Here is a 26,906-nt window from a genome sequence, read left to right on the forward strand (position 1 = left end):
GAACGGCTGGATCGAAACGTACAACGAAACCTACCTGCACTCGGCCCTGGGCTACCAGCCGCCGAACAGGTTCGAGAAAACCTATAACCTCAGCCCGATGACTCCATATCAGGCCGCTTGACTAAAGGGGAGCAGTACAGTTTTCCTGAATAGTATGCAAGTTGGCAACGGAGGCTGACAAATCGGAGTTTGCCTTACCGTTAATTAGGATTGTTCGTAAGCCAAACCCGAGCCTTGCTGTATCTGGCAGGCTGTCGATGCTGTTAGGAGCTATCGAGGTAGCTAATGAAAGTGAGCCTGTTTGCAGTACTGTGCCTATTAATCCCGCTTTATAATAATCATCGAATGTTAGATTCGGATGAGAGTAAAGCCAATATGGCGCTATCTCTAACGCGTAGTTCTTGGGTAGAAAATCGCTTTGATTGACCGCGGATAATAGACTTGCCGCAAAGGCTTTTGGGGTATTGGGTCTCTCGATCGATGATGGCTCGACACCGAGTAGGACAAAGGCCGGGGAGGGCGGCGTACGAAGATCATTAAGAGATACTTTTTGAGCTAGTCCGATCTTACTTAGAAATAGTATCAGAATAATAGCTTGAACGAGTAATCCTGCCTTCTTCGGATTTCTAATCAGCATGGCATCGATATTTAGGCAATTAGTTTAAAGTTTGCACGATATATCACAGAGCCGCCTTCTTCGTTAACCGTTGCATTTAGGTCATATCGTTTATCAACTTTTCCGCCTTTAAAGACGTATCCAACGCTGGTAAGATTCGTTTTGTCATTAACATCGGTTACGACCGTTTTTATAAAGAGCGTCTTGCCGGCGATATCAGACCCCCTCCCAATTGAGAGATTGTTGATTTGACCTATTCCGAGCTCGACATCGTTCAGCTTAACGAGTGAGCTTCCCAGTTGAGCCTCCCCAATTATTACGCTCAATGTTACTTTTCCGCTCGCTACTTCGTAAATGGTATCCAACTTAATAACCAATTGTTCACCTCCTTACTGGCTCGCTTCCCACGGCCATCTCATATTCAGAATGTAGCAATGTCGCCTTTTGAGGTTGAGTGACTGAATCACGTCTTTACTTTCTCAATGAATCTGGAAAGGGTAACATTAGAAGCCACCTTCGGCAATCCCGTTCAGGATTTGCTCAACCTCGTATCTCGGTTCGTCGAATTCACCATGCCGAGTGGAAAAAGTGGCTGCAACTGGTTCTGCAAAATCAACGTGTTTTTCGAAATCTGTCCTGAGACCAAGTAATGGGACTCGTTTATTAGGACTTTCGAGATGATCGGCCACATAGGTGAGCAAGGAACTGGGATATATCTTAATGCTATCTCGCTCCTCGTTCTTTGGATTGAGCATATAGATACGGAAATCTTTTTTAGAAACAGCCCATCGTCGGTCAAGATAGAATGCCTCTTGCGTTCGCCTGATCGATAAGGCAGGGGCCATAAATTGTACAGAGGCGAGCTTGACGTTTGGGCTTTGCTTAAGGAGACCGGAGAGGACGTTTTGATAAAGCCAACCCAAATAAATACTGCCAGCACTATGGCCGATAAGATGAAGTTTAAACTTTGCGGACGGAGTCTCCTTCATCACGCCCAAGAGATTCTGTACAAAAAGATTCGCCCCACCGTTTTTAGAAGCGGAGCCTTCGGCGCGTCCTTTCATTTCATCCCAAAAGACCTCCCTGGCAATAGGAGCCAGTTTTTTCCCGAAGTATTTCTGACTGTCCCGAATGATAGTACCCGTCCCCTTTTTGATGTTTTCCCACACGTCGTGAAAGCTGAACTTGGTTGGACCGGATGCGTCATCATCACTCCGCAGCCACCCTAACACTGACTCAGATATTCCCGTTTCCCATATGAAAAAGTAAGAGACAATACTTCTCTCGTTGCAAAACCCCCACAGGCGATTGGCCGTCTGAAGCGATGTAGCCTCCGAATTCAGTCCGCCGTGGGCGTACAACACAATGTGTCGGTAACCATCGGCGAGTTCCTTGGATCCCATCACCTTTCGAGCCATATCCGGGAGTTCTTCCTCTCGCGTTATCAGCCTCCCGCCAGTTGAAAGCTCCCCTCGGTCGCCCGTATTGATTAAGTAAGGAAGAAGCAGGGGGTTTATGCCCAACCCTGTAACCACTGTCCCGGCCTTGCTTTCTTCGGCTCTGCCCACAAAACCAACTGTAAAAATTCTCGGTTCACCTTTGGAATCAAGCGTTTGGGGGCCCAATCGGGCAACCCAGGCATCCTGTCGGTTCTCGAACCAGTCATCGTAACTGAGGAGCGCGCGTCCGTTGGCCCCCCAGCTTGGCCCCCATGAATTTTGGATTATAAACCCCTCTGGAGTGTATCCAACGATGGCAAAGGCATGCAGACCTTGTTTCCCGCTTTGGCGACGGATCTGCTTGAACGTACCCTTTGCGTCCAACAGATTCTCGTTCTGCCATCCCGAGTGAACCCAGGCGGAAGCCAGCACCGCGTCCGCCTCGGTTATGGCCGCTTGAACATGGCTCACGTCGCTGTCGAGAATCCGGTAGTAAGCGCCGATGGGCCGCCGGGCGGCATCCCTGGCTCGTTCAGGGGTGAACTCCTGGTCAATTACCGACTTTCTGCCGCGTTTGACCCTATACGGCCACAAATCTTCCGTGGCGACTCCGTGTTTGTGCCACCCCTTCATTGCTCCGCGCAGGCTTGTCCCTTCGTAGTTTTCACCCTGCCATTCGTCATATCGTCTCCCCATCTCGTAGAGCATTCTTGCGCTCACTTGTTCGGGTTTGGAGCCGTGTTCGTTCTTGGGCAAGCTGAGGAAGCGGCGGTGTAGAGAGACGTTTATTACTGTCCCGAGTGCGAAGCCGACACATGCCCCTTCATTTCCTTGGTCAAGGATTGGGACCTGTTCTGGGGGAATAAGAGAAGGGGCAAGTAGGGCAAGGAAGGGCTCGTAAACGTAGATATAATCCCGTGTATCTGTATCATCAGCTCGAACATCAAGAGTCCGGAGGGACGCTGGAAGCGTTCTGCTTGATAATATGAAGCTTGGCATTTTCCTCTTTTGTGATAATTAATACACCGCTACGATGATCATCTCATAAGGCAAATCCCAATCCAGGGCCTCCGGACGGGTCTGACGGTTGTCGATTCTCCAGTCAATAAGTTTCAAGCTGATTCTGGGTATTCCAAGCACGTGGAGCCGGTCACCCGGCTTTAGGTCTTTAACTTTTAACTCGGGAGGAGAGTCTTTGATGAAAACCATCCTCCGATTGTACACCAGCATTTCTTCATCTAGATCCAAAACGGAAGCCATAACAAATCTCCCGTCGTCTACAACCTTTTGCTCTCCCGTAATTTCCATAATGAACTCGACGTAATTGTAGCCGGCCATAGAGGTCGTAATGGTCGTGGTTTTCTTTGAAGCATTGACCGAAAGATGGCATTTTATACTTTCGTACTTCGAAAAAGCGTCCTCGGCATTCTTGGTTTTGAACCCTTTGATTTTTTTGAGACTGCCCAGCAAGGAAGTGCCTTCGAGAGAGGTCACCGGATGGATTTCGAAAACATGGTCGGGGTTGGTAGTCGCGAACGGTTCCAGTGATGCTCCCTGAATCTGATGAGAGCTTCCGGCATGTTCGCACCAAATTCTCCATGCGCCGGAAGTCTTGGCAGGAGTACCCGTTCCTTCGAGGTTGTGAACGAGATCGACGGACGGTTTCTCAAACTTTGCGTTCATGATCTCGGCAACCACCGGGAGCTCAATTTCTGGCGCTCTACCGGCGACATGCATATCCCCGTCCTTACTTGGCGAATTCGGCTTTGCATGGGCCTTGTCGACAGTGAATGTAGCTTCAATCGTGGCCCGGTCTTTGTACTCGTCGATAAACTTATTTTTCAAGGTGATTTCTATCTGAGCAGACGATACGGACGGAAGAAAGAATATCGTGACCAGAATCGACAACAAGATCGAAGCCAGCCACTTTCTGTTTCTAACGGTTTTTATCGCTTCGCCGAATTTCATCGAAAGTCCTCCTCGTGAGTGGTTAGCTATAATTCATGAGATAGCGTTATCTAGATAATAGATTTCTTTTCAACATAACTGCTTGCCGGAGATTAGGCTGAATTTTGAGAACTGAGTCAGCCAACCGTACCGCGTTTGTCGTGTCCCCAATTGCGGCATTCGCCTTGGCAAATTTCAATAAGACATCTGGATTCGCGGTTGGACGTTGCTCCAATTGCCTTAGATTAGTCTTAAGGGTATTGCGGGTCACCGAATCGCGGGGGTTGGCCTCAGCCTCTCCGGTCTGTTTTTCAACTTCCAGGACACCATCGCTATAACTGATTTTCTGGATGCTTGGATACCCGATCATTGCTATGGGCAGAAGGAAAAATGCAAGGAGGCTCTTGAGGGACCGTTTATGGATCGCGTAGTACACCAGAATGAAAAGCAGTACCGCAAACAGCACAGCCCCTAAAACCAGCAGAACCTTTTCGTGGAAAAGTAAACCGTCAAACGACGACAAAATCCCCACCTTTTTGCTTTTTTCGGGTTTTTGAAAGTTTTTCCGACGAGAATTGACGCACCTACCCGTTCCTCCTATATCAACTTCTGTGTGCGACTAAAACCAGAGGTTCTGACAGCAAATAGTGGGGTTCCAAGTATTGCTGCCACCCCTTATCCTGCTTCGGAATGTCAAAATAGTTTTGGCCATTTTCCTTGTCAACCCCTTTTTTTAAAAGATGAAAGAATCCTGGCTAAATATTTGTGACAGCATTATGACAAGTTATCTTTTTCACAAGCGTTATTTTTCTTGACAAGCTCTTTTCAGGCAAGGTATCTTCTGGTCAAGTATTGGACGAACGATGGCTACGAACGATCGTGATTATTTCGTAGCGGATCGAATCGACAACCTTGCAGGACAACCCGCTAACGAAAACTGCCAAAGGCGTTGTAATTTAGCTTTTTGAGTTTTTAAAGCCGGCCACAGATGAGCCGGCTTTTTTATTGTAAAACCCTTACTACCCACAGAGGAGGTGAGAAAGAATGAAAAGAATTTTCGCAATCGTCCTGCTGGCTGTCTTTTTCGTTAGCTTTGGGGCGGGGTATTTCCTCTCGGTTCCTAAAGCCTGGGCCTGCGGCCCGCCATGTAACTGCACGCCGCAAAACTGCAGTGGAGATTGCATAGCAACTGGGTGCAGCGGTACGTGCACGAGATGCCTGTAATGATTGATTAAAACGCCCTCCTTCTCTAAAGCCGGAGAAGGGGGGCGGAACCATTACCTCAAATCTCTTGGATCAATTCTGCCTGAAAAGACGAGTTGACCAACATCGTTGATGGGAGGAAAGAACATGTCGGAAAATCTTCGAATCTCCAAAAAGACCATCGCCTTCATGCTTGTCGGAGTTCTAATAGCAGCTTTTTTGGGTATTGTCGCCGGAAGCTATTTTTTTAAGGTCCGATCCGCCGAGGCGCTAAAATCAGATCCAGTTCTTCGGTTGAGGATTGGTCAATACTTTCCAGAATTTAGGTTTACAGGTCTAGTCAGTGGGCAGCCAGATTTGTACCAATCTCTGGCCGGTAGGAAGTCAGTGGTCATCTTCTTAACCACAGATTGCGAGGATTGCGTTCAGGCCGTCAGTCGTTGGGATAGTATGTATCCCAGTATCAGTCACGAGTATCAGGTGTTCGGCGTTTCGTACGAAACTATAGATCGGATGAATGCTTACCGAGCCGGGAAGGGCATAAAATTCCCCTTGTATAACGACCCAAACGGGAAATTCACCGCGGAACACCATGTTGAGCATTTTCCGACGATTGTAGGGATAAATGAAAAAAGGGAAATCGTTTTTATTGGTTTTAGTACCCGTTCTGAGGAGTCGGTGGGAAATTATTTGAAACTTCTGTAGCGCGCTCTTAAGGTGCTAAGGCGAACTTGAAAAGATAGCAACGAGCATAGTTTTGATATATTCCTTGCTCATATTGATTGTGCTCTCATCAGTATCCGTATAAACTATGTTCATATATAAAATGATATCGACGAGACTATAAATACCGTCCTTGTTAATATCGAATCCCGCTGTTGGTCTCACAAAGCAGTTCGTGACAATAGAAAACGAAGCGTCTGACGCGTCGGAACTGACATTGCCCGCTGCATCGGAGACGATGACTTTAATTTTTGCGTTGCTGCTGTTCGCCGAACCTCCTGGAGTCCAATCATAGGAACCCGGATTCCCCGTAAGGTTGGCTAGCTGTAGCTCATAAGATACCCCACCATTTGTTCTGTCCAACCATACTTCCACTGTGGTTATTCCAACGTTATCTGAAGCATCCCAAGTTATTGTATAGGGGCAAGGTCTTGGCACCGACTCGCCCCCATTTGGGTCTGTAACTGTAACTAATGGAGAAATCGGGTCAACCGTTATCACTCCTTTCACAAAATTGACGGGGACGTCTCGGTCATTATTATTAACGAAACCCGTTTTGCCGAGAGCTATTTTCCCGGTATCCAGAACAATTCTTCCCGAATCTGTGTTAACCGTATCAAACTCAAATTCAAAAAACGCCTTGCGGGTAAGATTGGGGGGTTCAAGTGAAGCTGGATTGTCGGTTTCGAAAAAAGCGGCGATCGTGAAAGAATCGGGTGATACGCTATTGTATTTATTGGTGGCAAAAATAGACATTCCCTGCAAAGTCGAGGTTAGCCGTCGAACCGCGCCGCCGACGGTATCCTTACGGGGATACCCCAACGTCATATAAGCGTTGCCCGTCAGGGTCTTTTCAACGAGGGCAACTACAACACCTGTCAGTGAGTCCTTATTTGTAATGTAAACGCGCACAACAACTGCAGGATTTCCAATCCCAGGTTTGACCGACCTGGACTCAATAATAACCGAGTCGCGAGGGTCGGGCGTTGAAAAGCTGGTGGAATATCCTAAGACGACGAGAGCGATTCCCTTACGGAATATTCTGTAAAAGTTTTTCATTATCCACTCCATCTCATCCGGTTTAGCAAGGTGGAAATGCGCCTTGAAAGACCATTTGCAGAAACAATACAGCATCGGCTGGACTGGCCCAGTTGTCGCAATTAATGTCTGCCATTAAGTGATAATCGCCGTAGGGTGGAGGCGCGATATCCGAGAAAATAATTTTAAGCAAAAGTACAACGTCAGCTGGCGTATGAATACCATTGGCATCCACGTCCCCTCGCAGACAGGTGGGCTTGCCGGGTCCCATAGAGCTTTTAACGAAATTCTCCGCCGGGTCGGTAATCCTTAGAAATAGACACTCGTCGCAATCCGTTGTTGGCATCCCGGGATTTCCTGCCCGCCCAACGTTGTTGGGAACCCCATAAAAAACGGAATCGGCCAAAGTGGAATAGCTGCCATATCCTGCGTGGCGGGAGTCAGCCCCCACAGACCCGCCGGAAGGAATAATTGTCCAGGTGTAGGTCAAAGGGTCATTGTCCGGGTCGGTTGCAGTAACCTTTACAAAATCACCTCCCCAGTTGAGAGGTCCGAGCCCAATGCCGGAGTCGGAAGGGAAAAAGCAGGTCCATTCCGGATGTACGAACCTTGGAAATTGGGTAATGGTGGGACTATGGTTGCGTAAGGTCGTATCAACGAACACCGTGAAAGAATCTATATCTACGGCATCTCCATAGAGCGAAGTTGAGGTTATCTTGACTTTATAGGTCCCGCTGTCGTTCGCCCCCACCACCCACAGCCCTCCGTAACTCGACTTGGGCGGTATTTCCACGTTGTTCGACACGGTTTGAACCAAAGTGTTTTGCGGCATTTTAAACACTTGTTCCGTAATCCGTACATAGTCGGTAAAATGATGCCACCAATTTACGGCATTGCCGGTACCCGAATCTCCTCTGGCTATGTATTTGAAACTATCAACGTATGCCTCCACCCCAATCGAAAACCGCCGTATCCCCGTCGTCGGCCCCCAAGTTTCCGTCACGAAAATATCATGCAAATTCGCCAACGGATACTGGTTGTTCGGGCAGCCCGGATTCCCGCCGCAGTGATCAACCCAGGCCCCGTGCTCGGCCTCGATGGCGTTGGGATAGTTCAATAGCGAATCCACTGTTCCAATCCCGCCCCAGCTTCCGACCAAAACCAGCGTATCCGAGCTGTTCATATAGGCCGGCCAAAATTTATAAACCATCCCGTTGTTAGAATCCAAAATCCAAAGCATCCCGTGATTATCCACCGTCGCTGAGGACAAAAAATAATTGGCCAATGCTTGCCCGGTAAAAACCAGCCAGTCAAAATCAAGCCGCACCGCTTTTTCCACAACAAGCTCGTTTGTGTAAAGCGCCGTATTGTTCATCTGCAGCCAATAAATATCCCCGTTCCCCTGGCTGACCACGTATAGATGGTTTTTCAGCATACCGGTGGTTTTATCCCAAGCATAGGCAACGGCCGTCGGCTTATTAAATTGAAAACGGGTTTCCGTGGGACCCGGAAAAACTCGCCCTCCCGGAAAGATTACTATCCGGTTATTTCCATAATCCGCCACCGCGTACATTTGCGCTACCAAGTTGGGATTAACGGAACCCTGAACTTTATACTCCACTTCATCAATCCCCCTCGGTTCTTTCAAAGGCGTGCCTTCGCCCAGCGAGTCAAAGCGCACAAATTGCACGTTCAACACATCGCATGCATCCACGGTGTAAACATGAGTTCGGTTGTTGTAAGCGTCCGATACATAAACCCCGCCCGTCCACCCGAATGCAATCCCTCGCGGACTGGCAAACTGAAAAGAATTGGTGCCATGTTCCCCCTGCCAAGCCATATCTTCCCCACCGCCATCTTTTTTATAGACCCAGCACCGGTCCCAATTGGCGTCGGCCACACCAATTAACTCTATATTTCCTTGCGTGCAGGTGGGGTCGTCGTTGTAAACGAACGCTGAAACCCCGTACGGGCGAGAAAATATCTGCGTATTGAAGCGTGCCTGGCTGGTCTGCGAGTTCATTCGAGAATACGCAGGAACCAAGTTTTTTGGTAATAAAAGCTTGGAACTGAAAGAGGGTAGGGTTTGGGCAAAAAGTAAGCTATCCCATAATAAGAAAGCAAAAAAATATAGAACAATCTTGTTCATAATTTCACCTCTAATACTCCAATCAACAACTTTTCGCTTTTCCAAATTCTATTTTCACCGTTCTTTAGGTTTTGGAAGGGATTTTCTTGACTTCTCCCACAATTGATATTCCCTTCCGTTCCAACGATAAATTTTGGTCTCTTGAACGAACTCGGTATTTTGATAGGTTGAATCCATTGGAATCTCTAAACGCGACGACTCAATCACTTCGGCAATGCCATCACTGTCCATATCTTTAAAATAAATATCATTTCCTCCAATGGACGAATGTTCTTTGCCATCGTCGTCAAAAGGCAACAATACCGCTTCTCTTCCGTCCCAAGTATATATCTGTGCGCCAACGATGCTTCTATGTGGAAAAAATAACACGATTTCGTGTTTCCCGTCCTTGTTAAGGTCGTCAACAGTGTCAATTGAAGCGCCGGTCGAGGGCAAAAGCTGGCTTTCCCATTTGATGTGTTTTTTTCCTGTAGCGTCTCCTTTTAGAATCACGAACTTAGCGTCTTCAACTCCTCGATAAAATACAACATCCCATTCTTGATCTGTAGAATCTAACTGCCCATTCCAATATGTTTCGACGCGAAGCTCAGCTGTAGGAGTCAACGGCCCCTTACCTTCAGCTTTAAGCTTTTCTTTCTGAGCTTCGTTTCGGCTACGAAGGTCCTGGGGTGCATATTTAAGCAATTCGCTCACAATTACCCTAACCTCTTCGGTAGACGCCGGAACATGTTGTTTAGGTTTTTTACTGCGCGCGATAGAAGAAAATAAAATGGTAAAGAATAAGCCGAAGATGATCAAAATGCTAATTGAACGATCTCTAATCTTCATTTAGTTCTCCCAATAAGAGGTTACCACGGCTCATAACCCGAAACTTTTCCCCAAACGAAATCTACATAGTTTTGAGCTGAGCTCCATATAAAAGTGCCATCTGAATTTTGTGGCGCACCCTTTCCTCCATTGTACTTCCCTAACGCTGTTTTCCACTGCAAGTTCCAGTCGCTAAATGATGTTCCGTAGTAGTCCCTCAAGTATCTTACCCACTTGGCACCGAAGGTGAGTCCCAATCGATCATTTGTGAACATTCGTTGTGGATTTAAATTGCCATAGCCAATATGGCTAGCTTCATCTGCAGCCGTTACGTATGTCATATGAAGTAGACCATAGCTCGCTGCGACCACAACTTGGGCGGTAAAATCGCTACCAGGTCTCGTTTCCCAGCCCAGATTTGGATTCTGGTCCCATAAATCCCAAGCAGAAATACCGAGTCCATCGCCTGTATGTATATCCGAAATAACCACGTCAGGAGATGAGCGGTATTGCAAAGTAGTGTATTGGTTTTCGGGAAGAAATTGTATGGAGTCTCCATCGAACAGGAAAATGAAGCCGGATGAATTTTTACCAGCCAGAACATATCTTTTGTAAGGATCGCTCGTAAGTTTCCAAAGATGTCCCGAACCCTGCAAGCTATTCTCGTCAATGTTTTTCAATTCGTAACGATATCCTTTGTCTGCAAGATCAAATTTGCTCTCTTGATCAACTTGTGCTTTCAATATTTGAGGCGGAATCCAAAACTCATTGGCCACGTCAATAATAAGACCGTCAAGTGAGTTGTTGGTGTTACCCAAACCGATGGGGCGTTTTACGTCAATTTCGGCTGTGCATTTTCTCTGTTTACCACTCAATTCCGCCGCTCTCGCAGAACTCTTTTGTATATGAGCACCCACAATCTCGATATAAGAGCCATCGGAATTTTGATAAACTTGGTAAAGCCCACCCTTTAATAACCATACAGAAGGGACGTCTCCGACATCGGAGCGACCACTTGAAGGCTCGACGGCGATATGAGCGGTATCCACATTAACAACCTTCAAGCGTAATGTATCACCAAATAGCAACGGAATCGATGGCCCAGCAGCTGTTACAAAGGTCGGTAATGGTCCTAGGCTGAATAGCCGTTTAGAAATGACACCTACGTCCTGCTCATTTTCACAGACATGGTAAAAGACCTGATAGTTTCCGGGGGAAAGCGTGGAAATATCTGCTTGGAGTGTGGTATCTTTGACGATTGGTGAAGATTGGAAGTTTTCAAGTTTAACGGTATCGCCCACGAGAATGACCTCTTCATTACGCATTATACTCATATAAGCGAAAAGGGAGTCGTTGGCTGGAACTTCAACTCCTGATAGCTGTCCGGAGAGTACGGGTCCACATTGCTCTGGGCCGGTGGCATCACCTTTTCTATTTGGTATTTGTGCACAACCAATTGCAATAACCAGAGTACCAGTCAAGATAAGTTGACACTTCGTGAAATTACCCACTAAAACTTTGCTCTCCCCCCAAATACTTATACGCCTGCTTTAGCGATTTTATTGGCTTGGTTAACCTTGCGGTTTTCATCCTGCCCTGTCTGCCTCCCCTAACTTCCCCGCCTTTTATTCGGAGTCGCTTGGGGCTTTAGATCGTTTCGGTGAACTCCCGGTCTTTAACCTACTCAGTTCTGGCTCGCTGACCGCTCAAAAGGTAAAGTACCCTCTCTTTTATCGTGGATTCACATAATCCACTCAATCCGTGACAATAAATGGCCACTCCTCCCTCGTTGTCAAGGAAAATTTTAAGAAATTTTTTTGGCATTGGATTTGCTTTGACCTTCAAATTCGAGAATAAGGTTCTTGACCCCTCCTTAATAAAAGCGTTGATTGAGGGCCGTGAGGAAGGTATCCAACTTAAAAATGCCCAAGGAACTGGATGAGGGGGACGGCATATTGAAAGGCCAAATTCTTACAAAAAAGACCCTATATCTGATTTTCGTTTTTGCCATATTTTGCCGCCTGCTATACCTTTCGCAGATTTACGACAATCCCACGTTCAAGTATCCAACCTTGGACGCCCGTTACCACGATGAATGGGCGCAGGCCGTGGCCCAAGGCCACTTGACCCAGCCCCAGGCCTTTTTCCGCGCTCCGCTCTATCCCTACCTATTAGGGGGGGCCTATTATGTTTTTGGCCACAATTACCTTGCCCCCCGCATCGTGCAATATCTCCTCGGGGCGATTGGCGTGGTCTTGCTGGCGCTTTTGGCCGCCCGGCTGTTTGGGAAAAAGCTGGGCATCGTTAGCGGGCTCGTTTTTGCGACTTATGCCAGCGTTATCTATTTCGAAGGGGAACTGTTGCTCGACTTTCTCCTTCTCCCGCTCGATTTGCTCATTTTCATTTTTTTGTACAAAGCCAAAGAAAAGCCATCCCCGCTCAACTGGACACTGGCCGGTCTTTGGCTCGGGCTTTCCGCTATAACGAGACCGAACATTTTGATTTTCGTCCCGGTCGTTTTGTTTTGGATTTGGTACTGCTTTCACAAAAGCGAAATGCTGAAACGGCAACTAAAATTCGCCGCTTTCTTTCTCATTGGGGTTTTCCTGCCGATTCTGCCGGTGGCTATCCACAATTACCGGGCGGAAAAACCGTTGGTCTTGATTGCTTCGCAGGGGGGAATCAACTTCTACATCGGCAACAATCCGGCGGCCAACGGCTATACCTCGATGATGCCCGGGCGGTTGCAGACCAACTGGGAGTTGGCGGATATCCGCGCAATGGCCAAAGCGGAGACCGGAAGGGATCTTTCCTCGGCCGAGCTGTCCGATTTCTGGTATGGAAAAGGGTTGGAGTTCTGGAAAAGCCAGCCCCTTGATGCCTTCAAACTCTTACTCAAAAAAACTTGTCTATTTTTTACCCGCTTCGAGATTTCCAACAATCAAGACATTTATCTTTTCTGGAAAAACTCGTCGCTCATTCGATTCCTGCCCGTTGGTTTCTGGCTCATCGGACCTTTGGGGCTTTTGGGAATCGTCTTTTCCTTTGTGAATCGCAAGGCCCGCCTATTTTCCGCCTTCATCTTGATTTACGCCTTCTCTGTAATCCTCTTTTTCGTCAATGCCCGTTTCCGCCTACCGGTTCTGCCGTTTTTGACCTTGTTTGCGATTTACGCCGTCTTCGAATTGTGGAAACGGTTTCGCAACAAACAGAACCTGTTGCCCTTCGTTGCGGCCTTGGCACTTTTTTCATTCTTTGTGAATTCGAACTTCTACGGCTTTACAAAGAACATCAAACCGGCGGGCTTATTCCGATTAGGCAACGTCTTTCTGGAGCAGGGGAATTACGCCGAAGCGCGGCAGTTTTTTTGGCAAGCATTACAATTGAACCCGGAATATAAATTTGGACATCTAAATCTGGGCGTAGTGGCAATGAGGCAAGGCGATTTGAAAACCGCCGAGGAGGAATTCAAAAGAGAACTGGAAGTGGAACCCCAATCGGAAAAGGCGTTGACCAACCTCTCACTCATCCAACGCTTGCGGGGTTTTCCACGCTTAGCTGTCTTTTGGGCCGAGAAAGCGGCCGCCGCCAAGCCGTACTTTCAGGATGCCTATCTGAATTGGGCTTTGGCTTACCGTGCCCTGCAAATGCCGGACAGCGCGCTTTTGGTTCTCGAACAGGGCCAAAAGAACTGCCCCAGCTTTCTTTTGGGACGTTTCCTTAAGGCCTCGTTTCTTTTGGAAGCCAAACGTTACGGAGCTGCGGAGCCGGTTCTGCTTGACCTTTTGGACAGCTTGAAGGACTACCAGCCCTCTTACGATCCCCAGCCCTTCTTCGTTTCCTCCCGCGAATTTGGCGAAAACATTGCCGATTTGAAATCCCGCATTTACTACCGGCTGGGGCGCAGCCGTGGGGAACAGAACGATCTGGGAAAAGCCGTGGAATACTTTCAGCAGGCCTTAGAGGAAAACCCCAACAATACCGACGCTGCCGCGGATTTGGGAACTGCTTTGGATTACCTCGGGCGCACGCAAGAGGCGTTGATCTACTTTGAAAGGGCCTTGGTCAGAAAGACCGACAATTTCGCCCTTTATTATAATTACGGACTGGCTCTAGCCAAGCTAAGCGACTTCCTATCAGCCCGTGAGGCTTTTCGGAGATCACTCGAGTTAAATCCCAACTTTGCTCCTGCCAGAGAGAAATTGGCAATCACCGAATCCATCTTAAGGCAGAGGGGTTCTCCGTAACCATCGTTTATTCCCGACTTCTTCCTTGACACTCTGAATGTCCAGCGCTTAATTCACGAACGGAAGGGAAAATCCCCCGAAAGGAATGGAGGAAGGAGTTTTGAAACAAGAAAGGAGGCGGAGAAATAGGAGAGGCGGCTTTAGAAACACAAAAAAGTTGGCTCCAAAAAGGCCGCCAGATTCTCATACGAATTTAGTTTTTGTCATTGGCTAACTCGTTGTGGTACAACAAAGTCGCTTTTTTATGTGGCCGCCTGACTACGGATCAGAAGGTTGGGGGTTCGACTCCTCCTGGGCGCGCTTTTAAGATTCAATTTCTTGGCTACGGATAGGTTTGAAACCAGTTTTTTTGCAGACCTGATGGCTATACTCCCCGCAATTGACGACAGTTTCTGGATGAAAAAAGCGCTGGTCGAAGCGCATTTAGCCGCTGAAAAAAAGGAAGTACCGGTCGGCGCCGTCGCCGTTTTCGAAAACAAAATCGTGGGCCGGGGGCATAATCAGGTGGAATCGCTGAAGGATGCCACAGCACACGCCGAGATGATTGCACTCACCTCCGCCTCACAAACCGTGGGCGACTGGCGGCTTTCCGGCGTCACCCTTTTTTCCACCCTCGAGCCCTGCGTGATGTGTGCCGGGGCGGCCATCCTATCCCGGATCGACCGGCTGGTTTTTGCCGCCCGCGACCCCAAGGCGGGGGCCTGCGGCTCGGTGGTGGACATTCTGGCCAATGGCAGGTTTAACCATCAGGTAAAAGTCGAGTTCAAACCGCTGCCGGAGGCGGAAGCGCTCTTAAAAAAATTTTTCAAAACTTTGCGTGACAAACCCGTAAATAAGGGGTAGTGATGCAGGAACTGATAACCCGGCAGATTTTTGAAGAGACCTTAAAGCGGGTTTTAATCTGGGGGATGCTCTTGAATTTGGGCGTTCCCACCGGCCTTTTGCTCGTTGCCTATTTTTTGACCGGCACCGGCACGGTTTTACACGTTTTGCCGGAAGTTCTGAACATCGCTTTTATCCTTTTTCTGCTCGTCTCGCTGGCTGATTTGGGAGTGGCGGCTTGGATGCGCTTCTTTCTTTTGACACCTTCCCGGATGGCCGCGCTGGCGGAAGCGCGCAAAGCCACCCTTTCCGGCGTGCTTTTGAGCACCACGATAACCATATACTTGCTTTGTCTGGTTTCCGCCGTTTTGGGATTTGCGTATTTTGTTTTGGGCGGGCAGGTGGAAAAGGGTCTTTTGCTTCTGGTTTTCAACCTGCTCGGCTACCAGTTTTTGCGCCCCCGGCCGGAGCTGGTGAAAAAGCTTTTGGGTTTTACGGGCGGCGCGTAAATTCCGTCCGATTTTTCTGGAGAGGTGCCAGAGCGGTTGAATGGGGCGGTCTCGAAAACCGTTAGGCCCTTGCGGGTCTCGAGGGTTCGAATCCCTCCCTCTCCGCCAGAATTCTGTTTAAGAATTCTGGCCGAGCAATCGAGAATCGAAAATGGCTCCAGCCACGCCGTGTGCGTAGCGCCGTCTTTTCAGGAAAAGTGATATATATTAGGTAATTGATGAAAGTGTTTATTTTTGGTGCTGGAGCGTCTTTGGCTTCCCAAAACGATTCGAACAGGATTGGGGAAAGTCAAAAAGCGCCATTGGTCGATGACCTATTCAAACCACAATACTGGTCTTACGCTGAACAATTAGGTTTTACTGGCGATGATTTTGTTGAATACCACAATGCGGTTGTGTCCGGCTGTCCTCTTGAACAGTTATTAACAGATAAGTGGCAAGCTATTCTTCAGAAAAAACACAGAATGACAATGGATGCCGAGAGGAAAGATTTTGGAAGAATTACATTTTATATTTGGTGGCTTTTGCAGAACGTATCAAGAACTTATAGCTCAGAAAATCTTTATAGGATTTTTTTTAAAAAGTTAAAAGACCGGGATGAACTCTTTGGGGTGATTAATTTCAACTATGATACCCTTTTAGACCGGGCACTGGAAGAGATTTACGGTAGAACCTTCTTAAGGATTGAGGACTATCTAAGTAGTTTTCCCTATCTGAAACCTCATGGCTCCGTGAATTGGTTTATTTTGAAGCGCACGAGTGACCCTGCAATACAGCAAGGCGAAGTGGCAATTGATATTAAGGCGAGAATTAGTGTGGCAAGTAGTCGATTTTTCTTTGACCCCCTTGAAATGGGCAACCCTGAAATGTGGCTCCCGTCTCACTCTGCTCTTAACGACTTGGATGTCATTGCTTCTTCCCGATTTAAAAACCAATATGCCTATCCCTTGGTTTTGCTTCCGTTGACAAGTAAAATGTATGAGCAATTTGTGGGATTTAAACAACAAATAATCGATGCTGCGAAAAGAATTATTGCTGAAGCAACAGAAATCTACCTTGTTGGTTACCGAGCCGCAGATGAAGTAATAAAGGAAATTTTTGAAACCGTGAAACTTAATACCCCTTTGTATGTTGTAAATCGTGGTGATGAAACTCGTAAGATCGGAAACGATATTTTAACGTGGAAACGCGAACTGAAAAGTACAAAAGGGTGGGATACTGGTTTTGCGGGTTTTATCGAGGATTACTTCAAAACTTAGAGGGTGAAGCGGAAAAATCAGGATTTGCTGTCTTTGTTCTTCTTGACCCACTCCTTGACCATCTGTTCAAGGATATTCAAAGGCACCGGGCCGCTGCCCAAAACCAAGTCGTGAAAGGCGCGGATGTCGAATTTCTCCCCCAAATCCTTCTGCGCCATTCCCCGCAATTCCGAAATTTTTAACTGCCCGATTTTGTAGGCCAGGGCCTGCCCGGGCCAAACGATGTAACGATCCACTTCCACGGTAATGTCGTGTTCGGCCTTGCCGATGTTCTGCGTAAAATAATCAATGGCCTGCTGGCGGCTCCAGCCCTTCCAGTGCATCCCCACGTCCACCACCAAGCGGATGGCGCGCCACATTTCATAGGTCAACTGCCCAAATTTGGAGTAAGGGTCTTCGTAAAACCCCATATCGTATCCCAAACCCTCGGAATAAAGCCCCCATCCTTCGCCGTACGCCGTGTACCAGCCCCAGCGGCGGAATTCCGGCAGCTCCTCCAGCTCCTGGGCAATGGCGGTCTGCAAATGATGCCCCGGCACCGCCTCGTGCAAACTCAAGGCCTCCATCTCCCATTTGGGCCGGGATTTCAAATCATAGGTGTTGGCAAAATAGTAGCCGGGACGGCCCGCTTTGAGCGAACCCGGTTCGTAATAGGCGGTCGTCTGCGATTTTTCGGCATAGGCCGGTACCGGTTTGATGCCATACGGCAGCCGGGGCAAATGGCCGAAAAGCTTGATCAGTTCCGGGTCGGCCCTTTTGCAAATATCCCGGTAGGCTTTTAGCAAATCCTCCGGTTTGGTAAAGAAAAACTGCGGGTCCTTGCGCAAAAACTGGGAAAAGGCGGCAAAATCTCCTTTAAAGCCAGTCTCTTTGATAACCTTTTCCATCTCGGCGCGAATGCGCTTTACTTCGCTTTCCCCGACATTGAAAATCTCATCCGGCGTCATCGCCGTGGTGGTGTACGACTTGACCAGATAAGCATACCACTTTTTTCCGTTGGGAAGCTCCGACAAGCCGATGCCGGCTCGACAGCCGGGGATGTAGGTTTTTTCGAGATAATTCGCCAGCTCTTCAAAAGCCGGCACGATTTCACGGCTGTAAATCGAATGCGCCTCTTTGCGGAGTTTTTCCTGTTCGGCTGCCGGTATCGTACTGGGAAATTCCTTGAAGGCGACCAAAACCGGCGCTTCGGCCGGGTTTTTCACGATTTGATTCCGCACCTGCTGGGGAACATCCCGCAGAGTAACCTGCGGCGGGGTGACCCCTTCCTTCAAACCCTTTTCCAAAAGCGTTCGCACCTGGGCGACCAATGCAGGAACCGCTTTTAACCGGGACAGAATATCCCGGTAATCCTTGACCGAATTGGCGGAACTGATGGTCAAAAGTTGGGCGATATCCTGCTGAACCCCGCCCATCTGGGAGATGGGCATCAGTTCGGAGGGGAACTCCGCCCCTTCGATATCCAAAACGATTCTATCCTTGAAAAGGTCGTAATTAAGCTGGTCGGTTTGGGAAAGTTTCTCTTTGGCGATGGAGTTGACCGCCTCCATAATCGAAAGATTTTCCCGCTTGCGCCGCTCGATGGCGGCCAGCGACCGGTCGCCCCAGCGGTCGTTCAGCCCCGGATAGCCGATGTAGGTGGCCCATTCCGGGTTTTCCTCCATATTGTATTTCCAATACTCGTCAAAAAGCTGTTTCAAACGCGCCGAGTCGGCGGTTTTGCCTTTGGACTGAATGATTTCGGCCAGCTTTTTTTGGAAAGCGCTCATTTCAGTTTGCGCGGAAACCGGTGCGGGCAGCGCCATAAGAGAGCCCAATAATACAAATCCGAGAAGTTTTATCAATGGCCATTTCCTCCCAACCGGGCCATTTTACGATTATCCATCCGCTCTGTCAATTGGAAAAAAGGAAGGAACAAAACCCGAATCCGTCCTGTTTGGGATATTGCAAACCGGAATTTCAGCAGCGTTAAGAACGAAAAGTGGAACAAAAAATTCTCAAAAAACCCGGAACAAGCGGGGCTTTGGTGAAGGTTATTGCCGGTATGAAAACATCCATTATACTTATGGGGCTGACGGCGGTTTTACTGGGGGTGTTCGGGCTGGTTTTATCGAAAGGTAAGAAGGAGGAAACCAAGAACGTGACTTACAATAAGTTGACCCCGGAAGAGGAGCGGGTAATCGTCCACAAAGGAACGGAAATGCCCTTCACCGGGGAGTATCTCAACAACAAAGCGAGCGGAACCTACACCTGCCGGCGGTGCGGGGCGGAGCTCTATCGCTCGGAGGACAAATTCGACTCACACTGCGGCTGGCCAAGCTTTGACGACGAAATCCCCGGCGCGGTCAAGCGAATTCCCGACCCGGACGGAATGCGCACGGAAATCATCTGCGTAAACTGCGGCGGACATCTGGGGCACGTTTTCACCGGGGAGGGGTTTACCGACAAGGATACGCGCCACTGTGTCAATTCGATTTCCTTGAAGTTCGTACCGGCGGGTTCGTCCAAAACAGAGGGGAAAACAAAAATGCAGACACAAAAGGCCTATTTTGCGGGGGGATGTTTTTGGGGAACGGAATATTACTTGAAGCAGGCCAAGGGTGTAATTGATGTTAAAGTCGGCTATATGGGTGGGAACAAGAAAAATCCCACCTACAAGGAGGTTTGCAACGGCAACACCGGGCATATCGAGACCAACGAGGTGACCTTCGACCCCTCCAAAACCAGCTATGAAGAAGTGGCCAAGCTCTTTTTTGAAATCCACGATCCGACGCAGGTGAACCGCCAAGGGCCGGATGTCGGCGAGCAGTACAAATCGGTGGTTTTCTATGTGGATGAAGAGCAGAAAAAGACGACTGAAAAACTTGTTGGCTTGCTGAAAACCAAGGGATTCAAGGTGGCGACCGAATTGCGCCCGGCCAAGGAGTTCTGGCCGGCGGAGGATTACCATCAGGACTACTACGCGAAAACCGGTAAGGAACCGTACTGTCACCGCCCGGTTAAGCGGTTTTGATTCTCTCTTCAACCGGTAGCTCCCCAGTCTCTGCCGGGGGGTATTTTCCGGGAGCAGGGGCTCTGGGGCTTTTCCAAGGAGATGCCCTGCTTGCTTCATTACTTTGACCCGCTTGACAACTTTCGTTGCCGCTTTAATTTTTATGCCCGAAAACCATGAACCAAAGGAGGTTAAAATGAAACGATTGGCTGTTCTTACAATTGTTCTGGTGCTCGCGGCTCTTGCTTGGGCTTGGGCCGATGAGCAGAAGCAAATGGGGATGGCTTCCGGACAGAAGCCCGACCACATTATGCTGATTGAACCGGAGTTAAAATGGGTTGATGCTCCGCCGGCTTTGCCTTCGGGCGCCAAATTGGCCGTTTTGGAAGGGGACCCGGCCCAAGCGGGGCCGTTTACCATGCGGATTAAGGTGCCAGCCAATTACAAAGTTGCGCCGCACTGGCACCCGGCCGATGAGCATGTCACCGTCATTTCCGGTGGCTTCTATATGGGTTTGGGGGACAAGTTCGACGAAAAGGTGATGAAAGAGCTCACGCCGGGCGGCTTTGCCGTGATGGCCACCGGCACGCGGCATTTTGCGATGACTAAAAAAGAAACCGTGGTGCAGGTGCATGGCATTGGGCCCTGGGGCATCAACTACGTCAACCCGGCGGATGACCCCCGCCAGGCCAAGGTATCGAAGTAATTTTTCCTTAAGCGTCGAAAGAGGCCGGTCACCCGGCCTCTTTTTTTGCTGGCGGGAGCGGCGCAGATTGGTATATTTTCTGCCGAAAGTATAAAAAGAATGGCTGAACTGTTAGTCGGACACATTGTCGGAAAATACCGCATCGAGGAGAAGTTAGGCGAGGGCGGCATGGGGGCGGTCTATAAAGCGACCGACTTGACCCTTGACCGGCCAGTGGCCTTAAAGGTGCTTTTGGCGGAAATCACGGAAGACCAAAAGCTGCGTGACCGGCTACGGCAGGAAGCGCGGGCTCTGGCCCGTTTCAACCACCCCAACATTGCCATCCTCTATGAATTCGACGAGGTGAACAACTTTCTGGCGATGGAGTTCATCCAGGGGCGGACCGTCGACCAGATGCTGGCAGCGGAGGGGGCGCTCAAGACCGAAAAGATTGTGGAGATTATGAAGCAGGTTCTGCCGGCGCTTTCAATGGCCCACCAGGCGGGAATCATCCACCGGGATATCAAGCCCTCAAACATCATGGTCACCAACCAGGGACTGGTCAAAATCATGGACTTCGGCATCGCCAAGGTCTCCGGCTCCGGCGCCCAGACTTTGGCCACCACCAGCCGGATTGTCGGCAGCTATCTCTATATCTCCCCGGAGCAGATTGAGCACAAGCCGGTGGATGCCCGCACAGACATCTACTCGCTTGGGGCGACCTTGTACGAGATGGCCACCAACCACGTCCCTTTCGAAACGGAAAATCATTTTCTTCTGATGAAGGCGCACATTGAAGAGCCGCCGCCGCCCCCCTCCGACAAAAATCCGGAGGTCAGTTCCAGCCTGGAGCTCATCATCCTGCGGGCTTTGGAGAAAAATCCGGACGACCGCTTCCAATCGGCGGAGGAGATGCTGATTGCCCTCCAAGCGATGCCGCGGGAAAAAGTGAAGAAAAGGAAAGTTCCCAAGCCGAAAAAAGAGGGGGAGGAATCGCCCGCCCGCAAGTTTTTTGAGTTCAGTTTCAAGCGGGCGGCCGCGGCCGTTGCCGCGGTTTTGATCCTCGGTTCCATCGGGATCTTCGTGGCCTTGAAGATTGCCTCCCGTCCGGAAAACGACCAAAAATTCCGGGTGGTTCTTCCACCTGCGACTTTGATTCTGGAAAACTTTCCGGAAGGGGGAATTTTAAAAGTGGATGGCAAAAAAACGGATTATTCGCCGGAAGGAATTTCGTTGGCCGAGGGGAAATATCAGCTTGCCATCGAAAAAGAGGGGCAGGTCGTCTGGAAGGAAGGGGTGCAAATCGCTTCCGGGAAGAATCAGAAATTGGATGTTTCGGCCACCGGCGGGGCGCAGGCCGCCCCCTTGGCGGACCAGCCGGGAAGTTTTGCCTTGAACACGGAGCCGTCGGCGGCGCAGGTTTTTCTGGACGGCCAGCCGGTGGCCGTGGACAAGGCAGTCTCCGTTCCGCCCGGCCGGCATGAACTTCGCCTTTCCGCCAAGGAATACCGGGATACCACCATCCTGTTTGAACTGGCTCCCGGGGAGAGCAAAAACTTCGGAAATGTGCGGCTGCCGGGGTTGGCCCAATGGATTACCTTAAAAGGGGTGCCAAAGGGGGCGCGGATTTTGTTGAACGATGTGCAGGTGGCAAACAGCGGCCAAAAGCTGGAGGTAGTTTCCGGCACCCACACGGTTTCCGTGCAGGTTCCCAACCGGACCGGATTCGTCCAGACCGTGCAGGTTCCCGCCGGCAAGCCGGTCACGGTCACTTATACGCTGCCAAAAGGGGAATTAAGCCTGCGCGCCGTGCCCAAGGCCTCGTTTTTCATCGACGGCCGCCCGGCCGGAAGGGAAGGGCCGGCCTTCGACACCACTTTGGAATCCGGTTCCTACAAAATCAGCTTAAAGCACCCCGGTTTCGGCAAAGAACCGCTGGCCTTCGACACCACGGTTTTCATCGGGGACGGCAGTTCGGCCACCGTGCGGCACATTTTCCGGCCGAAAAAGTAAAATTAGTACTCGGCCCGCTTCAACTCGGCCAAGCCCATGCCAATCGAGAGGTCGATGGTGAGCCGGTTTTTGGCCCGGGTGTAGTTGGAACTCTCCCAAACGCCGTCGGAAACCTCGTCCAAATCAGGATCGAAATCGACCGAGGAAAAAGCCCCGTCCTTGTGCACCCGCACCCCCAGCTCCGGCGGGAAGCGGATTTCAATCGAGCCCAGCCCCACGGATATTTCGGCGTACCGGTCCCCTTCAAAGTCGCCGGAAAAATCGAGGGTGAAATCCCCCACCCCGCCGTCGAAATCGAGCCGTTGAAAACGGGCGTTTCCCAATCCAAAAATGACCAGCTCGGAGGCGCCCGCGTTGATTTCCAGCCTTTTCATTTCAACCGGATTGGGGGTGTTGAAAGCCACCTTGCAATCCCCGGCCCCCAAATCGAGGCTCAACTCTTCAACGGGAAGGTCGGAAAAGTCCAATGTCGCTTCGCAGGCGCCGATGTTGATTTCAAAGACGTGGGTCACTTCCGTGGAAAACCGGACATCCCATTCGTTGCGGGCGTCCCGGTCGGAAAAGAGTTTTTTAATCGAGTGGGTTTCCAAATCGAGCCGCCCGACCGTGCGGCTTGCTGAGTAGCGGACTTCCGGTTCAATCCTTCCTGGACGGAAGGTGAAGCGGCCTTCGAAAAGGCTGGCGGAACTGCGGGTTGATTTCAGCTCCAGCTCCCCCGCGCCGAAATCGAGGGTTGTCTCCAGCGTTTTTTCGTTTTTAAGCGGGATGGTTTTTTCCTCGGTGACCGTGCGGCCGGCCCGGGCATTTTGCGCAAGCAGGGCCAAAGTCAGAAGTCCGGACACCGATAAAGCACGCGAGATTTTCATATTATGCTCCTGCGGGAGGGGTGGAAGGTTGTGGAAACACCGGCGCCGCTGGCGGCGGGGGCGGCACGGCGGCCGCGAGTTTGGTTCGGCCGCCGAAGCGGGTCAAAATGACGGCCCCGAAACCGACCATCCATAAAACCAAATTGAGCAGGCCTCCAAAAATGAGCAGGAAGATGGCCATCCCCACGGCCGCCCCTTCCATAATCAGAAGCAAGGCCCCAAGAATGAAGGGGATTTCCAGGACCAAAAGGCCGGCGGCAATCAAAAAGATTTTGGACTCCGTCGTGAAGTTAAGCGTTTTTTTAATCCGTTCCCCGACGGCGAGGCATATTGACGTGTCCCCCAGAAAAGTGGCGAGGATGAGCGCGAGCGGAAGCACAATCAAGGCCACGGGGATGCCGATGATGGTCACCAAAAGCAAAATGAAAACGGGGAGGATGGCCAGAACCCCGAGAAAGCCGATGAAAAAGGATTTCAAAAAACCGCCCGTCAACTGGTTGCGAACCGTTTCCACCCGCTGCGGCACCAAGGCCCAGGTCAAAATGTATATCAAAAGCAAAACGCCTGTGGAGAGGATGGTGACGACAAGAAAAATAGGGAGGTTGGCAAAGGGGGCGCCGTCGTCGTAAAAGTCATACCGTTTTCCCTTGTACACCAAAGCGGGGGGGGCGCCCTTGATGACACCGATACCCCGATCGGAAACCCCCACCGTAACCAAATTGCCGCGGATGACCGCCCCCTCCTCCTTGTCCAAACGCCCGGTGACCACGTCCCCGTCCACTTCAGCCCTCGGGCCCAAGTAGACCGATCCGAAGGGGACCACCACGTCGCCGTTGACCTTCCCCTCAATTCCCGCCCGGCCGAAGATGGCCACCACGTCGCCGGTTATTTCTTCATCCTCATCCACCCGGATGGTGCGGCCAAAGGTTACCCGGTCCCCGGTGGAAAGCCGGGACCGGTAGCTTTTTTCCACCTCCGGCGGCTCCTCCAAAAAGACAGAATCTCCCAGAACAAAGCCGCTTTTTTCATATTTTTTCTGGCCTTGCAAAGCTTTCAAACGGCTCATTTCCAACGCTTCCTCAGGGGGGATGGGGGGAATCGGAATCGCCTTGGTTTTCCCGTAGGGGGTTTCGACAATTATTTCATTTTCGCCGACAATCACCCGCACGGAATCGTTTTCGACGGTTACGGCGGGCGGTGTGGGGGTGATGCGGCCCTTTTTCCGGGTGGTCGGCCGGCTGGTGTCCTGCGCAAACACAAACCCTCCGAAGAGCAGAAGGGCAGGCAGGACATAGATAACCGCTCGTTTTGTCATACCACTATATATATCGAATTCCGAGTGCAATAAGTTGCATTTATTATCGGTTGTAAAAGACCCGTTTTCATTCAATAACTTCGCAGCGATTTCAGTTTTTTTTTCAGCAGTTCCCGCGCCCGGAAAATCCGCGCCTTCACCGTGCCGACCGGAACTTTCAAAATGGCGGCGATCTCGTCGTACGGTTTTTCCTTCAAGTGCACCAGCTCGATGACCTCCCGGTACTTCGGGGGCAGGGAAGCAATGGCGTCCAGAATGGAAAGCCCCTTTTCCTTCTTTAAGGCATCCTCCTCCGGGTTGAAGGCGGTGTCGGCAATCTCCAGCCCCACCGTCCCCTCCTCAGTTTCCACCGGCTCGTCCAAGGACATCGCCTCGATTTTCTGCTTGCGCAAGGAATCGATGGCGGCGTTGGCGGCGATGCGGTAAAGCCAGGTGGTGAAGCGAAACTCCTCCCGATAGCTGGTCAGCGAGGCGAAGGCCTTCATAAACGTTTCCTGCACCAAATCATCCGCCTCCTCCCGGTTGCGCACCATTTTGAAAACGATGTGAAAAACGCCGGCTTTGTGGCGGGCCAAAAGGCGCTGGTAGGCGGCTTGGTCGCCGGAAAGCGCCTTTTTAATCAGCGCGGAATCATCTTCGTGCGGCATTCACCACCGGTCTTTTCTGGTTTTCACACGGCGCAAAGATAGGAAATATTCGCTTGAGGGCAAGGCGAGGAGGTTTTACCTTCGGATTGGTAAGGGCGGAGGAACTAATCCTTGAACTTTTTGGCGAGGTAGTCGATCAAATCGATTTTGGAAACCAGCCCTGCGATTTTCCCCTGATCCACCACCACCACGGCGGTGTCCTGCCCGGCCACAAATTTCTCTGACAGGGCGGAAATGGAGGCCTCGGGGCTTATCGTTTCGATGTTTTTTTCGACGATGACTTCAATCGGCTCGGAAATGCGATGGCGGCCGGTGACCATATAGTTCAGCAAATCCACTTCCCGAATCATTCCCACCAGTTTGCCGTTCTCCACCACCGGCAGTTGGGAAATGTCGTAACGCTTCATTTTGTCGATGACTTTGTGAACGATATCCTTGGTGCCGGCGGTGATGACTTTGTGCTTGCGCATAGCCAGAATGTCACGGACTCTTCCCAGCCGCGGCTCCTCTTCCAAAAAGCCGTTGTCGCGCATCCATTCGTCGGAAAAAACCTTGGAAAGATAGCGATTGCCGGAGTCGGGGAGAAGGGTAATCACCCGTTTGCCGGCCCCCAGTTCCTCCGCCACTTTCAAGGCCGCAAAGACCGCCCCGCCGGAGGAGCCGCCGGCAAAAAGCCCTTCCTCCCGGGCCAGCCGCCGGGCGGTGAAAAAACATTCCCGGTCGTTTACCTGGATGATGTCATCCACCACCGAAAAATCCATTGCTTTAACCAGCATATCCTCGCCAACCCCCTCGACTTTGTAGGCGTGAGGAGTGGGAAGTTTGCCGGTTTTGAAGTAGGTGTAAAAAACCGAGCCGACCGGGTCCACGGCAATGATTTTGATATTAGGATTTTTTTCCTTTATGAACCGGCCGATGCCGGAGAGGGTGCCCCCCGTGCCGATGCCGGCCACAAAGGCGTCGAACTTTCCCCCCGTTTCTTCCCATATTTCCGGGGCGGTCCAGCGGTAGTGTGCTTCTATGTTTTCGGGGTTGTGATATTGGTTCAAAAAGAAAGCTCCCGGCGTTTCGCGCACCAGCCGCTTGGCGGTTTCGTAGTACGAAAGGGGGGATTCAGCCGGAACATTGGCCGGGCAGATGACAACTTTTGCTCCAAAGGCCTTCAGTAAATTCACCTTTTCGGCGGACATTTTGTCGGAGATGGTGATGGTGACCTTGTACCCCTTGAGCGCGGCGACCATGGCAATCCCCACACCGGTATTGCCGGAGGAGTTTTCGATAATCGTGCCGCCCGGTTTCAGAACCCCCTCCCGTTCGGCTTTCTCGATGATGTGCAACGCCATCCGTTCCTTGACGCTGCCGCCGGGGTTCAAAAACTCCGCTTTGGCCCAGAGTTCGGCGGCCCCCTCCGGCACCATCTTGTTCAAGCGCACCAAGGGGGTTCTGCCAATCGCCTGCAGGATGTTTTCCACCATCGCCATAATTATTGCCCGCCGTTTTCGAATTTGCTCACGGGGGTGAATGAAAGTTAAGGGGATACGGCAAAAAATCAAATGGAAAAGAGAATCAAACTTCGCTTTTATGCGCCTTGAAAAGGGGACGGGCTTCCTCTATATTGGCCCCTTCTGG

At 50.4% G+C, this 26,906-nt stretch carries 22 protein-coding genes and 1 tRNA gene; 9 read left to right on the forward strand and 14 right to left on the reverse strand.

What is annotated here, in order from left to right:
• Positions 1–121: 121 nt before the first annotated feature.
• The 5 genes from VNL73_05145 to VNL73_05165 all read right to left on the reverse strand — a co-directional run bounded on the left by VNL73_05145 (position 122) and on the right by VNL73_05165 (position 4,525).
• Positions 122–637 carry a hypothetical protein gene (locus VNL73_05145; protein ID HXF48794.1) on the reverse strand — a complete coding sequence of 172 codons (516 nt, stop codon included), beginning with the start codon at positions 635–637 and terminating at the stop codon, positions 122–124.
• 11 nt (positions 638–648) lie between these two features.
• Complete coding sequence (locus VNL73_05150; protein HXF48795.1) at positions 649–993, reverse strand: hypothetical protein; 345 nt, start codon at positions 991–993, stop codon at positions 649–651.
• A 126-nt stretch (positions 994–1,119) separates the two neighbouring features.
• Entirely contained in the window at positions 1,120–2,763 is a 1,644-nt protein-coding gene (locus VNL73_05155; GenBank protein ID HXF48796.1) for a C1 family peptidase, read from the reverse strand.
• A 309-nt stretch (positions 2,764–3,072) separates the two neighbouring features.
• A complete protein-coding gene (locus tag VNL73_05160; protein HXF48797.1) occupies positions 3,073–4,023 on the reverse strand; it encodes a hypothetical protein in 951 nt (316 codons plus the stop codon).
• Between the two features lie 46 nt (positions 4,024–4,069).
• Positions 4,070–4,525 carry a hypothetical protein gene (locus tag VNL73_05165; GenBank protein ID HXF48798.1) on the reverse strand — a complete coding sequence of 152 codons (456 nt, stop codon included), beginning with the start codon at positions 4,523–4,525 and terminating at the stop codon, positions 4,070–4,072.
• An 827-nt stretch (positions 4,526–5,352) separates the two neighbouring features.
• On the opposite strand from VNL73_05165, the gene VNL73_05170 reads away from it, so the two are divergent.
• On the forward strand, positions 5,353–5,910 hold the full coding sequence (locus VNL73_05170; GenBank protein HXF48799.1) for a redoxin domain-containing protein: 558 nt from the start codon (positions 5,353–5,355) through the stop codon (positions 5,908–5,910).
• Between the two features lie 15 nt (positions 5,911–5,925).
• Here the strand turns inward: VNL73_05170 and VNL73_05175 are convergent, their stop codons facing one another.
• The 4 genes from VNL73_05175 to VNL73_05190 are packed head-to-tail and all read right to left on the reverse strand — an operon-like array spanning position 5,926 to position 11,433.
• Positions 5,926–6,987 carry an Ig-like domain-containing protein gene (locus VNL73_05175; protein HXF48800.1) on the reverse strand — a complete coding sequence of 354 codons (1,062 nt, stop codon included), beginning with the start codon at positions 6,985–6,987 and terminating at the stop codon, positions 5,926–5,928.
• 22 nt (positions 6,988–7,009) lie between these two features.
• Entirely contained in the window at positions 7,010–9,115 is a 2,106-nt protein-coding gene (locus VNL73_05180; protein HXF48801.1) for a hypothetical protein, read from the reverse strand.
• Between the two features lie 54 nt (positions 9,116–9,169).
• Complete coding sequence (locus VNL73_05185) at positions 9,170–9,943, reverse strand: hypothetical protein (GenBank protein HXF48802.1); 774 nt, start codon at positions 9,941–9,943, stop codon at positions 9,170–9,172.
• Positions 9,944–9,963: 20 nt separating this feature from the next.
• Complete coding sequence (locus VNL73_05190) at positions 9,964–11,433, reverse strand: hypothetical protein (GenBank protein HXF48803.1); 1,470 nt, start codon at positions 11,431–11,433, stop codon at positions 9,964–9,966.
• A 411-nt stretch (positions 11,434–11,844) separates the two neighbouring features.
• On the opposite strand from VNL73_05190, the gene VNL73_05195 reads away from it, so the two are divergent.
• From VNL73_05195 to VNL73_05215, 5 genes are all read left to right on the forward strand, one after another.
• Positions 11,845–14,169 (forward strand): tetratricopeptide repeat protein, encoded by a 2,325-nt coding sequence (locus VNL73_05195; protein ID HXF48804.1) that lies wholly within the window; start codon positions 11,845–11,847, stop codon positions 14,167–14,169.
• Positions 14,170–14,529: 360 nt separating this feature from the next.
• Positions 14,530–15,012, forward strand: coding sequence for a tRNA adenosine(34) deaminase TadA (gene tadA, locus VNL73_05200; protein HXF48805.1), 483 nt, complete (start codon positions 14,530–14,532; stop codon positions 15,010–15,012).
• A 2-nt stretch (positions 15,013–15,014) separates the two neighbouring features.
• The gene (locus VNL73_05205) at positions 15,015–15,500 is read left to right on the forward strand and encodes a hypothetical protein (protein HXF48806.1); all 486 of its coding nucleotides are present in this window, start codon (positions 15,015–15,017) and stop codon (positions 15,498–15,500) included.
• 18 nt (positions 15,501–15,518) lie between these two features.
• Positions 15,519–15,608: transfer RNA gene (locus VNL73_05210), tRNA-Ser, on the forward strand.
• Between the two features lie 107 nt (positions 15,609–15,715).
• On the forward strand, positions 15,716–16,759 hold the full coding sequence (locus tag VNL73_05215) for a hypothetical protein (GenBank protein ID HXF48807.1): 1,044 nt from the start codon (positions 15,716–15,718) through the stop codon (positions 16,757–16,759).
• Positions 16,760–16,776: 17 nt separating this feature from the next.
• On the opposite strand, the gene VNL73_05220 is transcribed toward VNL73_05215, so the two are convergent.
• Entirely contained in the window at positions 16,777–18,564 is a 1,788-nt protein-coding gene (locus tag VNL73_05220) for a DUF885 domain-containing protein (protein HXF48808.1), read from the reverse strand.
• Positions 18,565–18,803: 239 nt separating this feature from the next.
• Here VNL73_05220 and VNL73_05225 point away from each other — a divergent pair, with 239 nt between their 5' ends.
• The 3 genes from VNL73_05225 (at position 18,804) to VNL73_05235 (ending at position 22,449) form a co-directional block, all read left to right on the forward strand.
• Positions 18,804–19,772, forward strand: a complete 969-nt coding sequence (locus VNL73_05225) for a bifunctional methionine sulfoxide reductase B/A protein (GenBank protein HXF48809.1) — start codon at positions 18,804–18,806, stop codon at positions 19,770–19,772.
• 175 nt (positions 19,773–19,947) lie between these two features.
• Entirely contained in the window at positions 19,948–20,457 is a 510-nt protein-coding gene (locus VNL73_05230) for a cupin domain-containing protein (GenBank protein ID HXF48810.1), read from the forward strand.
• Positions 20,458–20,556: 99 nt separating this feature from the next.
• Complete coding sequence (locus VNL73_05235) at positions 20,557–22,449, forward strand: serine/threonine-protein kinase (protein ID HXF48811.1); 1,893 nt, start codon at positions 20,557–20,559, stop codon at positions 22,447–22,449.
• A gap of 2 nt (positions 22,450–22,451) precedes the next feature.
• On the opposite strand, the gene VNL73_05240 is transcribed toward VNL73_05235, so the two are convergent.
• The 4 genes from VNL73_05240 to VNL73_05255 all read right to left on the reverse strand — a co-directional run bounded on the left by VNL73_05240 (position 22,452) and on the right by VNL73_05255 (position 26,758).
• On the reverse strand, positions 22,452–23,315 hold the full coding sequence (locus VNL73_05240; protein HXF48812.1) for a toast rack family protein: 864 nt from the start codon (positions 23,313–23,315) through the stop codon (positions 22,452–22,454).
• Between the two features lies 1 nt (position 23,316).
• Positions 23,317–24,573, reverse strand: a complete 1,257-nt coding sequence (locus VNL73_05245) for a polymer-forming cytoskeletal protein (GenBank protein HXF48813.1) — start codon at positions 24,571–24,573, stop codon at positions 23,317–23,319.
• 128 nt (positions 24,574–24,701) lie between these two features.
• Complete coding sequence (locus tag VNL73_05250; protein ID HXF48814.1) at positions 24,702–25,277, reverse strand: sigma-70 family RNA polymerase sigma factor; 576 nt, start codon at positions 25,275–25,277, stop codon at positions 24,702–24,704.
• Between the two features lie 104 nt (positions 25,278–25,381).
• Positions 25,382–26,758 (reverse strand): pyridoxal-phosphate dependent enzyme, encoded by a 1,377-nt coding sequence (locus tag VNL73_05255; protein HXF48815.1) that lies wholly within the window; start codon positions 26,756–26,758, stop codon positions 25,382–25,384.
• Positions 26,759–26,906 lie beyond the last annotated feature (148 nt).

It is taken from the genome of Verrucomicrobiia bacterium, from assembly GCA_035574275.1.
Taxonomy (GTDB): domain Bacteria; phylum Zixibacteria; class MSB-5A5; order DSPP01; family DSPP01; genus DSPP01.

Coding starts and splice junctions, on each gene's coding strand:
- VNL73_05255 (HXF48815.1), bottom strand. CDS start 26,758: ATGGCGATGGTGGAAAACATCCTGCAGGCGATTGGCAGAACCCCCTTG.
- VNL73_05160 (HXF48797.1), bottom strand. CDS start 4,023: ATGAAATTCGGCGAAGCGATAAAAACCGTTAGAAACAGAAAGTGGCTG.
- VNL73_05195 (HXF48804.1), top strand. CDS start 11,845: ATGCCCAAGGAACTGGATGAGGGGGACGGCATATTGAAAGGCCAAATT.
- VNL73_05220 (HXF48808.1), bottom strand. CDS start 18,564: ATGGCGCTGCCCGCACCGGTTTCCGCGCAAACTGAAATGAGCGCTTTC.
- VNL73_05185 (HXF48802.1), bottom strand. CDS start 9,943: ATGAAGATTAGAGATCGTTCAATTAGCATTTTGATCATCTTCGGCTTA.
- VNL73_05225 (HXF48809.1), top strand. CDS start 18,804: ATGAAAACATCCATTATACTTATGGGGCTGACGGCGGTTTTACTGGGG.
- VNL73_05155 (HXF48796.1), bottom strand. CDS start 2,763: ATGCTCTACGAGATGGGGAGACGATATGACGAATGGCAGGGTGAAAAC.
- VNL73_05250 (HXF48814.1), bottom strand. CDS start 25,277: ATGCCGCACGAAGATGATTCCGCGCTGATTAAAAAGGCGCTTTCCGGC.
- VNL73_05235 (HXF48811.1), top strand. CDS start 20,557: ATGGCTGAACTGTTAGTCGGACACATTGTCGGAAAATACCGCATCGAG.
- VNL73_05230 (HXF48810.1), top strand. CDS start 19,948: ATGAAACGATTGGCTGTTCTTACAATTGTTCTGGTGCTCGCGGCTCTT.
- tadA (HXF48805.1), top strand. CDS start 14,530: ATGGCTATACTCCCCGCAATTGACGACAGTTTCTGGATGAAAAAAGCG.
- VNL73_05145 (HXF48794.1), bottom strand. CDS start 637: ATGCTGATTAGAAATCCGAAGAAGGCAGGATTACTCGTTCAAGCTATT.
- VNL73_05175 (HXF48800.1), bottom strand. CDS start 6,987: ATGAAAAACTTTTACAGAATATTCCGTAAGGGAATCGCTCTCGTCGTC.
- VNL73_05180 (HXF48801.1), bottom strand. CDS start 9,115: ATGAACAAGATTGTTCTATATTTTTTTGCTTTCTTATTATGGGATAGC.
- VNL73_05205 (HXF48806.1), top strand. CDS start 15,015: ATGCAGGAACTGATAACCCGGCAGATTTTTGAAGAGACCTTAAAGCGG.
- VNL73_05240 (HXF48812.1), bottom strand. CDS start 23,315: ATGAAAATCTCGCGTGCTTTATCGGTGTCCGGACTTCTGACTTTGGCC.
- VNL73_05170 (HXF48799.1), top strand. CDS start 5,353: ATGTCGGAAAATCTTCGAATCTCCAAAAAGACCATCGCCTTCATGCTT.